This window comes from Roseobacter insulae (assembly GCF_019375555.1).
Classification (GTDB): Bacteria; Pseudomonadota; Alphaproteobacteria; order Rhodobacterales; family Rhodobacteraceae; genus Roseobacter; species Roseobacter insulae.
The window spans coordinates 265,698-279,412 of sequence record NZ_JAHXDN010000003.1 but is presented as its reverse complement, the minus strand read 5'-3'; the positions used below and the strand labels follow the sequence as shown (position 1 = coordinate 279,412).

The following is a 13,715-nucleotide window of genomic DNA, read 5'->3' as shown; positions in this document are numbered from 1 at the left end:
GGGCTATGGTGGGACTTAATTCCAGTATGCCGCCTTGGCTTCTACCATGGGCCCTAGTCAAGGTAAGAGGGGAACTTCTGCATTTCCAATGCCAGCCCCGGCAGCATTGCCTCGCTCTTTCCGTAACCCGCATCAGACCCGCTTGTTGAGCGTCCGCTTATGTATAGCTTTGCTGCGTGCGCCATTCCTGATCCCATAGCTCTGTCCTCAAACAGATGTCGCCAACCATGGTTCGGCATCAGTCCGCTACGGGTTATCGCCAAATCATCCCTGATCCAGTCACGGACGTTTGATGCGGTACGTTTCGGGAAGAGGCGATGATCGCCTTTTGCGTCCGCGTTCTGCACAAATTCAATCAATCCTTGCTCTAGCAGGTCTGCGTGCACTGGAACGCGCCGCTCGCTGTGTTGGTTCTTCAAGCTTTTGCCTCCCATAGTGGTCACTCGAATGAACCACAAACCTTCAACCTGATAGAATGAACTCTGCGTCAGCTGCGCCATCTCATTTACGCGTGCTCCGGTGTAGGCACACATCCAAGGTATCCACCTCAGGTAGGGTTTTGCTTGGGCGCTAGCAGCCCTCAGCACTGTGCGTGCCTCGTCTAGCGTGAATGCTCGCTCCTCCGACGGTGTTTCCAAGTATTCAGGACGCTTGACATGATCCAGCGGGTTTCCTGACGGGAATAGCTCCCCAAAGTGTTGCTCCCTAGCCCACTCGATCACAGTTCGCACGTTCTGGAGACGCTGTCCTATAGTCTTATTCGAAAGCCTACCTTCCTTCAGCATTGATCGCTTCCACCCGTCTGCCTCCCTAGCTGTGATGCTCGCCAAGTCCTCGCTGCCTCTGTACTTTGCAAACTCACTCGCCGCCGCACGATACTTCCTGACCGTGGACACTGGCATCACCTTGGCATCACGCCCACTGCCTTTCTCGCTCACTCTTGTGTCAACAGTGGTATTGAAGGTCAGTACGCTGGCTTGACCGTGGGAATTGCTGTCGGTCGCGGCGTCGGGGCTGAGCACTTCTAGCGGAGCAGGGTATTTGTTTGTTTGGCCTGTATCGGAATAGTCGCCTCCAGCTTTCCGAGAACTCACCTCCGCCATTTCAGACATTGCAGATGCGACGTGCTCCACTAACCGGCTTCGGGAGCCTGCTTCAACAAGCAGCCCCTTCTTTCTGAGAAAAGCATCCGTGATAGCCCCATAGCGGGCCTCTAGTGCCTCCATTTTAGTTTTGGCAGTGGATACAGCCAGCGGGTGCAATGCGCCTTCAGCGGCTTGCTTGTCAGCGTCTATCATGCGCTCCCAAAACTCAGGAGAGCCGGGTTCGTCGTCAAAGATGCTGATCCACAGTTGTCGTATCTCTCCCGCAATAGCGAGGGAAGCCTTATGTGTCAGCGGTTGCGGGCCTTTGCGAACAGTCTCCCAGAAAGCTTCAACTGAAGCTAACGCTCTTACAAACCGCTGTTTTGCTTCCTGCGCTTCCTTGGTTTGGAGAGATACCTTGACCGTGTCACGGATAGCGACAGTTTTGGTGGCATTGGCTATTGGAATGGCTATCGTTCTGCCATTCATCTTTGCAGTTATGTCCGAAGGCACACGCACCCTCAGGTAATAGGTCTCCCCAATCTTAATCGGGCTCGGCATCGGTATCCTCATTGTGTACCACCCCTGTGTACCAGTTGGGGCGCTGCATTATCCTGAAACTACAAGAGCTTATTGAAATCAATGAGGTAGTGTGGTGGGTGATAAGAGATTTGAACTCCTGACATCTTCGATGTGAACGAAGCGCTCTACCACTGAGCTAATCACCCTCAACCGATGACGTACCCAACGATGGCGATGCGTGCAAGGGGGATGTTGAGGTCAGGCGCTGCCGGTTTCGGGTTTCGGCGCGGGAACGGCCTTCAGCGGGGCATCGTTCTGGCGCAGTTTGACCACCATGACCCGACCATTAGCGAGTTTCTTTTCCCGGTTGATGCGAAGCCGTCCCAGCGGTGGCAGGATCAGGGAACGCCCCGATGCCAAGGTTTCTCCCAACTCAGCGAGCATCGCTTCAATAACGGGTTTAGCGTCTTTTTTCTTGATCCCGGCACGTGCCACGACGTTGTCGATCAATTCTTTCTTACGCATCGCAGTGGTTTGATCAGGTGCGGTATCGCCCGCCGTCGCCGCCTTCGTGGCACCCACCGTTTTTGCAGCAGTGGCCTTCGGGGCTGTTTTCGCCGCAGTTTTCGGCGGTGTTACCGCTTTGCGCACGGTCGCCTTTGCACGCGGCGCGGGTTTACGGGTGGTGGTTTTCGCTGTGCTCATGTCGCCTCTCTGACCGCTTTTGCGGTGCTCTATTGCAACGAACGCGCGCATGCGCTGTTTCGTTATTGGCAACAGTCTAGGCACAAATCGCCGCCAAAATCCACTTATTCGGATGAAATCCCAACGTGACGGGAGTTTGTGTCTTCATTAAGACACTCGGGGGTGCGCGACGGCAGGCGTTACCGGGCCGCTGATTTCCGATAAATCTTCCGACAGATCAAACAAAAAAAGCGCGGCTGTGTGAGCCGCGCTTTTCTGATCTTGTGTTTCCGGATCGAGGCTAATGCGCCGTGGCCGCATCGGAGTTGTCGGATTTCGCCGCAAGCGCGGCGGCCGCCGCCTCCTCCGCTTCCTGATCCCACTCGATCGCTTCCGGTGTCTGCACCAGTGCATGTTTCAGCACCTCGGAGACATGACCGACCGGGATGATTTCCAGACCTGCTTTCACATTGTCCGGTATCTCCGGCAGGTCCTTGGCGTTCTCTTCCGGGATCAGAACCGTGGTGATCCCACCGCGCAGGGCGGCCAGCAGTTTTTCCTTGAGCCCACCGATCGGCATCGCGTTACCACGCAGCGATACCTCGCCCGTCATCGCAATGTCCTTGCGCACCGGAATCTGCGTGAGCACGGAGACGATCGACGTTACCATCGCGAGGCCCGCGCTTGGCCCATCCTTCGGCGTTGCCCCGTCAGGCACGTGCACGTGAATGTCGATCTTGTCGAACTGCGGTGGCTTCACACCGATTTTCGGGCTGATCGAACGCACGTAAGAGGACGCTGCATCGATGGACTCCTTCATCACATCGCCGAGCTTGCCGGTGGTCTTCATCCGGCCCTTGCCCGGCAGACGCAGCGCTTCGATGCTCAAAAGCTCCCCGCCGACAGAGGTATAGGCCAGCCCGGTAACGACACCAATCTGATCCTCTTTTTCCGCAAGCCCGTAGCGGAACTTTTTCACACCGAGAAAATCATCGATGTTTTCATCCGTGACGGTGACCGCCTCCGCTTCCTTCTTGATGATCTTGGTCAGTGCCTTGCGGGCCACTTTCGCAATCTCACGTTCAAGGTTCCGCACACCGGCCTCGCGCGTGTAGGTGCGGATCATCTCGGTGATCGCGGATTCCTGCAGATCGAATTCCTTGGCTTTCAGCCCGTGGTTCTTGATCTGCTTCGGCACAAGGTGCTGTTTTGCGATCTCGCGCTTCTCGTCCTCGGTGTAGCCCGCCAGCGGAATGATTTCCATCCGGTCGAGCAGCGGCCCCGGCATGTTATAGCTGTTGGAGGTGGTCAGGAACATCACGTTCGAGAGGTCATATTCGACCTCAAGATAGTGATCCACGAAGGTGGAATTCTGTTCCGGATCAAGCACTTCCAGCATGGCGGAGGCTGGGTCGCCCCGGAAATCCTGGCCCATCTTGTCGATTTCATCAAGCAGGATCAGCGGGTTTGTCGTCTTGGCCTTTTTCAGCGCCTGGATGATCTTGCCGGGCATCGAGCCGATATAGGTGCGCCGGTGCCCACGGATCTCACTCTCATCGCGCACGCCGCCGAGCGAGATGCGGATGAACTCACGCCCTGTGGCCTTCGCAACGGATTTGCCCAACGAGGTTTTACCCACGCCCGGCGGGCCGACAAGACACATGATCGGGCCTTTCAGCTTGGAGGAGCGCTGCTGCACCGCGAGATACTCGACAATCCGCTCTTTCACCTTCTCAAGGCCGTAGTGGTCGTCATCCAGCACCTTCTGAGCCCGGCCCAGATCCTTTTTCACACGGGATTTCACGCCCCAGGGAATCGACAGCATCCAGTCGAGGTAGTTGCGCACCACGGTCGCCTCGGCGGACATCGGGCTCATGTTCTTGAGCTTCTTGATCTCCGCATCCGCCTTTTCGCGCGCTTCCTTGCTCAGCTTGGTCTCGGCGATCTTGGCTTCCAGTTCGGCCACTTCGTTCTTGCCGTCCTCGCCATCGCCCAGCTCCTGCTGGATCGCCTTCATCTGTTCGTTGAGATAGTATTCGCGCTGGGTGCGTTCCATCTGGGATTTGACGCGGGTCTTGATCTTCTTTTCGACCTGCAGCACAGACATTTCGCCCTGCATCAGGCCGTAAACCTTCTCCAGCCGCTCGCTCACGCTCAGCGTCTCCAAAAGGTCCTGCTTCTGATGCACTTCGATGCCCAGATGGCCGGCGACCAGATCGGCCAGCTTGGCTGGTTCGGTACTTTCACCGACGGCTGCAAGCGCTTCTTCCGGAACGTTTTTCTTAACTTTCGCGTAGCGTTCGAACTCGTCCGAAACGGTCCGCAACAAGGCCTCTGTCGTGGCCAGATCGCCGGGCATCTCGGTCAGGTATTCGGCACGTGCCTCAAAGAAATTGTCGTTCTCAAGGTATTCGGTGATGCGCACGCGCGCCTGCCCCTCGACCAGCACCTTGACGGTGCCATCGGGCAGTTTCAGCAGTTGCAGCACATTGGCCAGCACGCCCGCCTTGTAAATGCCATCGCTTTCAGGGTCGTCCACGCCGGGATCAATCTGGCTGGACAGGAGAATCTGCTTGTCGTCCGCCATCACTTCTTCCAGCGCGCGAACAGATTTATCGCGCCCGACGAAAAGCGGTACGATCATATGAGGGAACACCACGATATCGCGCAATGGCAATACAGGGTATGAGGCGTTCAGGGGCTCTTGCATGCTCTTTCCTTGTTTTTGGCAAGACGGCGCTGGTCCCGCATGTGCAGCAACACTTGGCCATCTCCGGGTTCGGAAGACAAAGGTGGGGCGCTCCCGGCCTGAAATCAACCTTACCGTTGTTATTGTTCTCGCCAGCATGGCCACAGATATCGGGAATCACAAGCCTCCAAATCTGGCCACGAGCGACGGAAATGGCGATTATGTCATCTTCAACCGGTCCTTTCGCAATGCCGGTGCCGCGCGGGCCCGGGGTCGGGAGCTCAGCGCCGCGCCGATGCCGACCCTGCCCCGATTTTTCGCCATCATGGATGGCTCACGACGCTGGCGGATATGTCATCGGCTCCATCACATTTAACGCGCCCAAAAGACGTCACCCTTTCACCGGGCGGATGGTATTGACGATCAATGGCAGGGGCGTGGTGGGCATATTGGCAAGTTCGCAGTGGGGTCTCGTCTGTGTAAGCCGCACCGGGTTAAGCTTGTGTTAATCATAAATCTGAAATCGGCGAATGCGCCGCGCCTCAGGGTCACAACGGCGGAATATCGCCCTCTTCCCGCGCCGCATGAAACGCATCCTGCCAGTCAGCAAAGGTACCCTGCGCTATCGCCGCGCGCATGGCGCTCATCAGATCCTGATAGTAGGTGAGATTGTGCCATGTCATCAGCATCGAGGAAATGATCTCCTGACTGCGGAACACGTGGTGCAGATAGGCGCGGCTGTAATCGCGACAGGCAGGACAGCGGCAGGCCGCGTCCAAAGGGCGCGGATCGTCCGCGTGCCGCGCGTTCTTGATGTTGACCACACCATGCCGGGTGAACGCCTGCCCGGTGCGGCCGGATCGGCTGGGCAGCACGCAATCCATCATGTCGATGCCGCGCGCCACGGCGCCGACGATGTCATCCGGTTTGCCGACGCCCATCAGGTACCGCGGCTTGTCCTGCGGCAGTTGATCCGGTGCGAAATCCAGAACGCGAAACATCGCTGCCTGCCCTTCACCGACGGCAAGACCACCCACCGCGTAGCCATCGAACCCGATATCTTGCAGCGCCGCGGCACTCTGCGCACGCAGGTCTTCCTCCAACCCGCCCTGCTGAATGCCGAAAAGCGCATACCCGGGGCGATCGCCGAACGCATCGCGTGACCGGGCGGCCCATCGCATGGACAATTGCATGCTGTCCGAAATGGTCTTGCGATCCGCGGGCAAGGCCGGGCATTCGTCGAAACACATCACGATGTCGGACCCCAGCAACTTCTGGATCTCCATTGACCTTTCCGGCGTGATCTCATGCTTGGAGCCGTCGATATGGCTTTTGAACGTCACCCCGCGTTCGGTCAGTTTGCGCAACGCCGCAAGGCTCATGACCTGAAAACCGCCCGAGTCCGTCAGAATCGGCCGCTCCCAGTTCATGAATTTGTGCAGGCCGCCCAACCGGTCGATCCGTTCGGCGGTGGGGCGCAGCATCAGGTGATAGGTGTTGCCCAACAGGATATCCGCCCCGGTTTCGCGCACCGAGGCGGGCATCATCGCCTTGACCGTCGCCGCCGTGCCCACCGGCATGAAGGCCGGCGTCCGAATGTCGCCTCGCGGCGTCGAGATCACCCCGGTACGGGCCTTCCCGTCCGTCGCGGTTCTGGCAAAGCTGAACCTCTGCATGAAAACACCTCTTGACTGATGGACGGGGCGATAACCGGAAGTCACTCAACTTGCAATCTCTGGCGCAACCGGCCACTTTCACGGCGAAGGTACTTAACGAGGACAGGTAATTTGGACTTCGAAGAACTCATAGTGTCGCTGATCGAAAGCAGTCTGGTCTTTCTTCTGCTGGCCGCGCTTTTCATCGTTTTGGTCGTCAAGGCCGTCAAGATCGTTCCGCAATCCGAGAAATACGTGATCGAGCGGTTCGGGCGGCTGCGGTCGGTTCTCGGGCCCGGTATCAACCTGATCGTGCCTTTCATCGACCGCGTGGCGCATGAAATCTCCATTCTGGAACGGCAACTGCCCAACGCCAGCCAGGACGCGATCACCAAGGACAACGTGCTGGTTCAGGTCGAAACCTCCGTGTTCTACCGTATCACCGAGCCCGAGCGTACCGTCTACCGCATCCGCGACGTGGACGCCGCCATCGCCACGACCGTGGCCGGCATCGTGCGGGCGGAAATCGGCAAGATGGACCTCGACGATGTGCAGGCCAATCGCGCGCAGCTGATTTCCACCATCAAGGCCTCGGTCGAGGATGCGGTGGACGACTGGGGCATCGAGGTGACGCGCGCCGAAATTCTGGACGTCAATCTCGATCAGGCGACCCGCGATGCGATGCTGCAACAGCTCAATGCCGAACGCGCCCGCCGGGCGCAGGTCACCGAGGCCGAAGGGTCGAAACGAGCTGTGGAACTGGCGGCGGATGCCGAGCTTTACGCCTCAGAGCAGACCGCCAAGGCACGCCGCATCCTCGCCGACGCTGAAGCCTACGCAACACAGGTGGTGGCGCAGGCGATCAATGAAAACGGGCTGGAAGCCGCGCAGTATCAAATTGCCCTGAAACAGGTGGACGCCCTGAACGCGCTTGGTGCGGGTGATGGCAAGCAGACCATCGTGGTGCCGGCTCAGGCCATCGAAGCCTTTGGTGATGCCTTCAAACTGCTCAAAGGGCGCGGGTCATGACCGGGCTGCTTGATCTGTGGTGGGTCTGGATGGCCGCAGCGCTTGCGCTGGCGGTGATCGAGGTTCTCGTGCCGGGGTTCATATTCCTGGGTTTTGCGCTCGGCGCGCTGGTCATGGTGGCCGTCGTCCTGGCGGCTCCCGGGCTGAGCGCTGCCGCGCTGCTGGCGCTTTTTTCCGGTCTGTCGCTTCTGGCATGGATCGGATTGCGGATCGCCTTCAAAAAGCAATCCAGCGGTGCCCGCGTCGTGCACCGGGACATCAACGACAACTGAGACATGCCCGCGGCGCCGCCGCGCTGCCTTGCCGGATCACGATGGTTGAGATCGCGGGGGGCACCTGTTACCCCCGGTGAAATGCAAAACGGAAAGCTGACATGGACAAGCTGACATTTGGTTGGGAGGAATGGGTGGCATTGCCCGACCTCGGTCTGCCCGCGATCAGGGCCAAGGTCGATACGGGCGCGCGCACCTCTGCCCTGCATGCCCATGATATCGAGGTTTTCGGTCCCGCCGCGAAACCCAAGGTGCGGTTCAACGTGCATCCGATTTCAGGTCGTCAGGACGTCTCGATAACCTGCTCGGCACCGCTCGTGGACCGCCGCGAGGTGACATCCTCCAACGGCGAGACCGAGCAGCGGTTTGTCATCGCCTCAACGCTGAGCGTGGGGGAACAGGAATGGCCGATCGAGATCACGCTGACCAACCGCGCGACAATGTCGTCGCGCATGCTGCTCGGGCGTCAGGCGCTGAGCGATCACATTTCCATCTCGCCCACCGAAAAGCGGCTGCAGCCGGATCTGAGCTACGATGTCTATCACACCGCGGCCCTGAAGCGCCGCGCGCCCAAACGCGCGCTGCGCATTGCCGTGCTCAGCCGCGAGGATAATTACTCGACCCGGCGGCTGGTCGAGGTCGGCGACGCCCGCGGTCACACCGTCGAGGTCATCAATACGACCCGGTGTTACATGGCGATCAACACCATGGCCCCCGAAGTGCACTATGATGGCAAGCGACTGCCCCGCTATGACGCCGTCATCCCGCGCATCGGCGCGTCGATCACCCCTTATGGCACCGCCGTGATCCGCCAGTTCGAGACGATCGGCACCTATTGCGTGAACGGTTCGGCGGGCATCACCGCATCACGGGATAAACTGCACGCACATCAGGTGCTGGCCTCCAAGAAGATCGGCATGCCGGTCACTGCCTTTGCCGCCTCGCCCAAGGATACATCCAACCTGATGGGTCTCGTGGGCACCGCGCCGCTGATCGTGAAGCTGCTGGAAAGCACGCAAGGCAAGGGTGTGGTGCTGGCGGAGACCAAGAAGGCCGCCGAATCCGTGATTGATGCTTTTCGCGGTCTCAAGGCCAATTTCCTCGTTCAGGATTTCGTCAAGGAAGCGGCGGGCGAAGATATCCGCTGCCTCGTTATTGCGGGCAAGGTTGTCGCCGCAATGAAACGCACTGGCGCTGAGGGTGATTTCCGCTCCAACCTGCACCGGGGCGGCTCAGCGACGGTTGTCCGCATCACCAGGGAGGAGCGCGACACCGCGGTGCGGGCCGCTCGCGCCTTCGGTCTCGGCAAGGCCGGAGTGGACCTGTTGCGCTCCACCGATGGGCCGAAGGTACTGGAGGTCAACTCGTCCCCCGGTTTCGAGGGCATCGAAAAAGCCACTGGCAAGGACATTGTCGGAAAGCTTTACGACGAAATTGAAGCACGGGTGAAACCGCAACCTTCGCGCCGGCGCAAGGCCTAAGGCACCCGTCCGCAGTTGCGATGGCGCCCAGCGTTAAAAGCGCGGTGCCAGTGCAACCGGGTCGGGGTCGGACACGCGCGAGACTTGACTCTGCCCTGACCGCCGCCACCTTGTGACAAGCTACCCCGTGTATCTGCGACTATCACGGCAAGTATCCATGTCACTGTAGAGGGACACTAAGTATTGCAGTAACCGGAAGACCCCCGATGAAGCCGGAAGAAGGCGGATGCAGCCCACAAAAAAAAGGGCTTTCAGCCAGCGGGACAGAAAATTTTCCGTTTGCATTGATGTCCTTCAGCACCGCCCAAAAACGGCCCTGAGGGCCTATAAACGTCATTATGTGACATAAATAACTGCAAACCCCATGATCCGGCGTAAATCTCTTATAATAAAGGGTTTTCGCCCGATCCTAGCAAGCATGACGGCGGACTATCTAGCAGATTTCGGTATGCGAACTGGGAAATGGGCTTCCCGGTTCATTTCGGATTTCCCAGAAAGGGAAATTGCGCGCCAATTCAGCGTCTTAGCCAAATCATAACCAGAAATCAGCCTTGCGGAAGTGGGAAACGATTTGGCCGCTAATTCGCTACAGGCAGAGATAGAGATGTTCGGTATATGCAGCGCTCGGAGCAATTATCGACGACGCGTGTTCAGCCCGTTTTCCATTGGTTCCACATACCCTCACCGCTTCACCGACCACACCCGGATCGGATGGATCAGGGACGGTATAGAAAGTGCTTTGGCGGACTTTAACGCTCGAACCGTTGTACTCAACAACTGACGGCGGCAATTCGGCACAGGCCGTGAGCGCGAGTGCGCCAAACAATAATGATTTTTTCACAACGACTTCCTTTCAAAACACTTTATAAATGATGACCTGACCAGACAACCCGGCCAATGACCTCTACGTCCCCTGCCCTTCCCGACGGCAGAACCGAGCTTTTCGCCGCCGGACTGTCGCCCCGAATGATCAATGTCCCGTCCGGTAGTGCTTCGAGCCGACGCAACAAGACTTCTTTGTTTCGCCGAATTGCGTAGATCGAATTTGCTTCGATACGTGTCAGCGCCTTGTTAATGAGACCGATGGACCGGGTGGAGAACGTCGGCTCCATTTCCTGATCCTTAACCGCGACGAGTGCCGCATTCTCTGGCAGCAATCCGATGGATCGCAGCCACTTTTCATGAAACCCAAGGGTGCCAGGAATACCCGCCTGTCGCCCGGCCACGAGGCTTTCCATCATGACTTCAACCAGTACGATCCCGTCGTGGCGCGGTAACTCAGGCGCGCGTGGATCGGGAATGAAGAGTGGTTCGCGTTTCTCGTTACCGGGCCTGCCGCGATAGACGGCGACTACCGGAAACAGCTCCTTGACCATCTTCAGAGGCCGCTCTTCCAGGAACTCTTTTTGTCGTTCGTCGCGGATGGGTTGCCATCCGCGCAGTTTTGCCGTGCGCCCGTCCATGTCCAGCAACCGTTTGATTGCGACCTTTCCCACAACGTCCTTGATGAACACCCTGTCGCCGAGGTGCGGCTGGCGGGCCGGTGAGACAAGGCAGTAGTCGCCAGAAATTATCCCTTCACGTTCCATCGACTGACCGGTGGCCATGATCCAGAATGCCTTGTCATCCTCGATCCAGGCCGGGCGCGGCAGCGGATCCCGATCGCGATAGTCATCCGCCCATCCGTCGATGCTACACTTAGCCATCCCGAGATGTGGCAGCAACTGATCGGCCCATTTGTGGCTGATGAAAGTGTCCCGGGCGTCTCCACTTGGATCGATCTCCAGATATTCAAACAGCGCCTTGACGCGATCATAGCTGGGTATCCGCCCCGCCCGAATGTCCCTGATCAATCCATCGTGCCCAACAACGTCAAGCGATGCTTTTCGAGCCGAAACACCTTTTTTTTCGAGCGCCGCATTCACGGCGTCAGCTAAGGATCGGCTAATCGCCTTTGATTTGTGGGTCGTTAACATGAGCAATCAATATAGTTTGAATAAAGATAAATAAATCTTGTCTTACAGGTAAGGCAGATAAATCTTGACTTGGCAAGATTTATCCGTCTTATGCTGGCAGTATGGAGCAGTTACTTAAAAACCAGATACAAAGGCTTTCGGAAGCTTACCGGCAACACAAAGGCCTCTCACTCTCTCGCGTTTCATTCTTGGTGCGCGGCGACGGGCAGTTTCTGAAGAACCTGAAGTTACCCAAAAAAACATTCACCATCCGGACGTACGATGCATGCATCGTTTGGTTTATGAGCAACTGGCCCGAAGACCTCGAGTGGCCAGAAGATATCCCCCGCCCCAACGTTGACGAGACCAAACGGAGGGCATCATGACCCTCCGCCGCCCCGACACTGCTGCCGAGACTGTCCCTGTCATCATGGACCTGCCGGTCTCGGCCACCTGCGCGGGTGAGGCTTCCCAACACCCCTCGCCCGCGCCTTTTCAGCAACACACCCTGGATCAGATCGACAGCGCCTTTGACCTGCCGGAACGGAAGGGCATGGGCGATCTGCCCTGGACCTCGTTTCGCGAATTCGCAGGCGATGTGATCGGCGCGGCCTGCGTTTTCCTGATCCCCATCGCATTCTACTTCATAGGAGCCTTGCTGCAATGACCCTTCCGATCAATCCGGACGTCGAAGTCCTGCAGAACCCGCTCACTCCCGGAGAGCGCATTGCGGCCTTCGAGAACGCCATCGCGCACTATGCCCTGACGCGAGCCACCCTGCGCGATGTTTCAATCGAGATTTCCGGTGCCGGGTCGCCCCCGCCGGAGGCCTTGCGCACCCGCCTGATCGAGGCGGCGCAGGAAGACGAAAAGGCGAAGTGCACCATTGTCGCGCAGGCCCTGATCCTGATGGCCAGCGGTGTTCTGGAGCGCGCCGCCGAGGCGTTTTACGATCAGTCCGCAGGGCGTCTGTGATGAACAACGCGAGCCTCGGCAAAAGCGATCGCCTGCAGCGCACGCTGAAAGTCCTACAGGACACCAGGGGCCGCATCAGCACACGGTCTCTCATGCGCAAGGCGAACATCTGCGCGGTCAATTCCGTCATTGCCGAACTGCGCGAGAACGGAGCGGACATTCTGTGTGAGCAGGAAGTCAAAAACGGCGAGCGCCGCTTTTACTACACCCTATTGAAATCACCGGAGGCCTGATGAAATCCATTGCGCAACAAGTGACATTTTTGGTCGGAGACCGGAGCGAATTCAACGGCTTTCTACATGAGAAAGTTGCCGTCGGAACGGTGGGCGAGGGAGCCGAGGAAAAGAGCTTTGACGTTATCCGGTCCGTGTCCAACTTCCGCATGCAAGTGCGTGTGGACGGTGTTGTCGCCGATCTGAATTTGCATGACATCATCCTTTTTGCGGCGGACATCGCGCGACGGGCTTCCGAGGGGGACCTGTGATGCGCGACGCGAAGCTGCTCAACACCCTGGAAATCGACATTGATGCCATCCGGACCGATGGCAGGTTGCGTCCCTTCTCCGAGACCGCCGTTACCAGCCTGATCGCCTCTATCAAGGAGATCGGCCTGCAATCGGAGATCCATGTGCGCAAGGTGGCCCATCAGGATGGCATTCTGCGCCTGATCGCCGGAGGGCACCGTATCGAGGCCTTCCGCCGCATGAAGCGCCAGAAGATACCCTGCAAGGTCTGGGACTGCACCGATGACTGGGCAATGCTGGCGGAGATCGATGACAACCTTGCCCACACCGACCTGAACCCGCTGGATCTGGCCGTGTTTCTGGCCGAGCGCAAGGCAGTCTACGAGCGGATGTACCCGGAGACCAGGGCAGTTTCAGGTGCGGCCCTCGCAGCCAAAAGATGGGATGCGACGGACAACATGGCCGTCGCATCATTTGTTACCTCGACAGCGGACAAAATGAACCAGTCTGAACGGACGATCCGACGGCTGGTGTCGGCAGGACAAGCGCTCGACCCTGAAGCTATTTCGATGCTTCGATCAGCCCCGCATCGTGTCACGCTGGCTGATCTTCAGGCTCTCGCAAAATGCGCGCCCGACGACCGGCCCGTCATCTGCCGCGAATTGTCCCTCGGGAAAGCCAAGTCCGCAAAGGAAGTGCTGGACCGCCGCAAACAGCCCGGCACAGCGGCGGTCGATCCCGTCGATAAGGCGCACAGGAAGCTATATGAAGCCTACGCCCGCGCGCCAAAGGACGCGCGGCGACGCTTTGTGCGCGACTTCAGCGAGGAGCTGCAGTCATTTCTCGCCGAGCGCGTCGAGGCGGCGGGCGCGGTCCCCTTTAAGGCCCGGGGGCGCAAGTAGATC

Annotated in this window: 14 protein-coding genes and 1 tRNA gene; 8 read left to right on the top strand and 7 right to left on the bottom strand. The window is 58.4% G+C overall.

The features are described 5' to 3' along the window. Window positions 1-53: 53 nt before the first annotated feature. The 5 genes from KX928_RS12855 to tgt all read right to left on the bottom strand — a co-directional run bounded on the left by KX928_RS12855 (window position 54) and on the right by tgt (window position 6,656). Window positions 54-1,646 (bottom strand): site-specific integrase, encoded by a 1,593-nt coding sequence (locus tag KX928_RS12855; RefSeq protein ID WP_219502993.1) that lies wholly within the window; start codon window positions 1,644-1,646, stop codon window positions 54-56. A 92-nt stretch (window positions 1,647-1,738) separates the two neighbouring features. Next, window positions 1,739-1,813: transfer RNA gene (locus KX928_RS12850), tRNA-Val, on the bottom strand. A gap of 52 nt (window positions 1,814-1,865) precedes the next feature. Next, window positions 1,866-2,312, bottom strand: a complete 447-nt coding sequence (locus tag KX928_RS24060) for an HU family DNA-binding protein (RefSeq protein ID WP_257883747.1) — start codon at window positions 2,310-2,312, stop codon at window positions 1,866-1,868. A gap of 280 nt (window positions 2,313-2,592) precedes the next feature. Then, a complete protein-coding gene (gene lon, locus KX928_RS12840; RefSeq protein ID WP_219502990.1) occupies window positions 2,593-5,001 on the bottom strand; it encodes an endopeptidase La in 2,409 nt (802 codons plus the stop codon). Between the two features lie 527 nt (window positions 5,002-5,528). Next, window positions 5,529-6,656, bottom strand: a complete 1,128-nt coding sequence (tgt, locus tag KX928_RS12835) for a tRNA guanosine(34) transglycosylase Tgt (protein WP_219502987.1) — start codon at window positions 6,654-6,656, stop codon at window positions 5,529-5,531. Between the two features lie 111 nt (window positions 6,657-6,767). Between tgt and KX928_RS12830 the strand changes: the two genes are divergently transcribed. The 3 genes from KX928_RS12830 to rimK all read left to right on the top strand — a co-directional run bounded on the left by KX928_RS12830 (window position 6,768) and on the right by rimK (window position 9,417). Continuing rightward, complete coding sequence (locus tag KX928_RS12830) at window positions 6,768-7,664, top strand: SPFH domain-containing protein (RefSeq protein ID WP_219502985.1); 897 nt, start codon at window positions 6,768-6,770, stop codon at window positions 7,662-7,664. Beyond that, window positions 7,661-7,936, top strand: a complete 276-nt coding sequence (locus tag KX928_RS12825) for an NfeD family protein (RefSeq protein ID WP_219502983.1) — start codon at window positions 7,661-7,663, stop codon at window positions 7,934-7,936. Before KX928_RS12830 ends, KX928_RS12825 begins: the two co-directional genes overlap by 4 nt. A 101-nt stretch (window positions 7,937-8,037) precedes the next feature. Next, entirely contained in the window at window positions 8,038-9,417 is a 1,380-nt protein-coding gene (gene rimK, locus KX928_RS12820) for a 30S ribosomal protein S6--L-glutamate ligase (protein ID WP_219502980.1), read from the top strand. 586 nt (window positions 9,418-10,003) lie between these two features. On the opposite strand, the gene KX928_RS12815 is transcribed toward rimK, so the two are convergent. Together KX928_RS12815 and KX928_RS12810 are read right to left on the bottom strand one after the other, a co-directional pair. Then, the gene (locus tag KX928_RS12815) at window positions 10,004-10,258 is read right to left on the bottom strand and encodes a hypothetical protein (RefSeq protein WP_219502977.1); all 255 of its coding nucleotides are present in this window, start codon (window positions 10,256-10,258) and stop codon (window positions 10,004-10,006) included. A 22-nt stretch (window positions 10,259-10,280) separates the two neighbouring features. Then, window positions 10,281-11,393: a S24 family peptidase gene (locus tag KX928_RS12810; RefSeq protein ID WP_219502974.1), complete on the bottom strand. Its 1,113-nt coding sequence runs from the start codon at window positions 11,391-11,393 to the stop codon at window positions 10,281-10,283. Window positions 11,394-11,754: 361 nt separating this feature from the next. Between KX928_RS12810 and KX928_RS12805 the strand changes: the two genes are divergently transcribed. Genes KX928_RS12805 through KX928_RS12785 form a run of 5 tightly spaced genes read left to right on the top strand, consistent with a single transcriptional unit; the run spans window position 11,755 to window position 13,712 of the window. Further along, window positions 11,755-12,039, top strand: a complete 285-nt coding sequence (locus KX928_RS12805; protein ID WP_219502972.1) for a hypothetical protein — start codon at window positions 11,755-11,757, stop codon at window positions 12,037-12,039. After that, window positions 12,036-12,347 carry a hypothetical protein gene (locus KX928_RS12800; RefSeq protein ID WP_219502970.1) on the top strand — a complete coding sequence of 104 codons (312 nt, stop codon included), beginning with the start codon at window positions 12,036-12,038 and terminating at the stop codon, window positions 12,345-12,347. Before KX928_RS12805 ends, KX928_RS12800 begins: the two co-directional genes overlap by 4 nt. Next, on the top strand, window positions 12,347-12,580 hold the full coding sequence (locus tag KX928_RS12795) for a hypothetical protein (RefSeq protein ID WP_219502968.1): 234 nt from the start codon (window positions 12,347-12,349) through the stop codon (window positions 12,578-12,580). Before KX928_RS12800 ends, KX928_RS12795 begins: the two co-directional genes overlap by 1 nt. Further along, the gene (locus KX928_RS12790; protein ID WP_219502966.1) at window positions 12,580-12,831 is read left to right on the top strand and encodes a hypothetical protein; all 252 of its coding nucleotides are present in this window, start codon (window positions 12,580-12,582) and stop codon (window positions 12,829-12,831) included. The genes KX928_RS12795 and KX928_RS12790 overlap by 1 nt, the downstream gene beginning before the upstream one ends. Continuing rightward, window positions 12,831-13,712, top strand: coding sequence for a ParB/RepB/Spo0J family partition protein (locus KX928_RS12785; protein ID WP_219502964.1), 882 nt, complete (start codon window positions 12,831-12,833; stop codon window positions 13,710-13,712). Before KX928_RS12790 ends, KX928_RS12785 begins: the two co-directional genes overlap by 1 nt. Window positions 13,713-13,715 lie beyond the last annotated feature (3 nt).

Bases quoted from the DNA above. Each gene is read 5' to 3' on its own strand.
- KX928_RS12795 (WP_219502968.1), top strand. From the start codon at position 12,347: ATGAACAACGCGAGCCTCGGCAAAAGCGATCGCCTGCAGCGCACGCTG.
- KX928_RS24060 (WP_257883747.1), bottom strand. From the start codon at position 2,312: ATGAGCACAGCGAAAACCACCACCCGTAAACCCGCGCCGCGTGCAAAG.
- KX928_RS12825 (WP_219502983.1), top strand. From the start codon at position 7,661: ATGACCGGGCTGCTTGATCTGTGGTGGGTCTGGATGGCCGCAGCGCTT.
- rimK (WP_219502980.1), top strand. From the start codon at position 8,038: ATGGACAAGCTGACATTTGGTTGGGAGGAATGGGTGGCATTGCCCGAC.
- KX928_RS12810 (WP_219502974.1), bottom strand. From the start codon at position 11,393: ATGTTAACGACCCACAAATCAAAGGCGATTAGCCGATCCTTAGCTGAC.
- KX928_RS12785 (WP_219502964.1), top strand. From the start codon at position 12,831: ATGCGCGACGCGAAGCTGCTCAACACCCTGGAAATCGACATTGATGCC.
- KX928_RS12855 (WP_219502993.1), bottom strand. From the start codon at position 1,646: ATGCCGAGCCCGATTAAGATTGGGGAGACCTATTACCTGAGGGTGCGT.
- KX928_RS12805 (WP_219502972.1), top strand. From the start codon at position 11,755: ATGACCCTCCGCCGCCCCGACACTGCTGCCGAGACTGTCCCTGTCATC.
- lon (WP_219502990.1), bottom strand. From the start codon at position 5,001: ATGCAAGAGCCCCTGAACGCCTCATACCCTGTATTGCCATTGCGCGAT.
- tgt (WP_219502987.1), bottom strand. From the start codon at position 6,656: ATGCAGAGGTTCAGCTTTGCCAGAACCGCGACGGACGGGAAGGCCCGT.
- KX928_RS12800 (WP_219502970.1), top strand. From the start codon at position 12,036: ATGACCCTTCCGATCAATCCGGACGTCGAAGTCCTGCAGAACCCGCTC.
- KX928_RS12790 (WP_219502966.1), top strand. From the start codon at position 12,580: ATGAAATCCATTGCGCAACAAGTGACATTTTTGGTCGGAGACCGGAGC.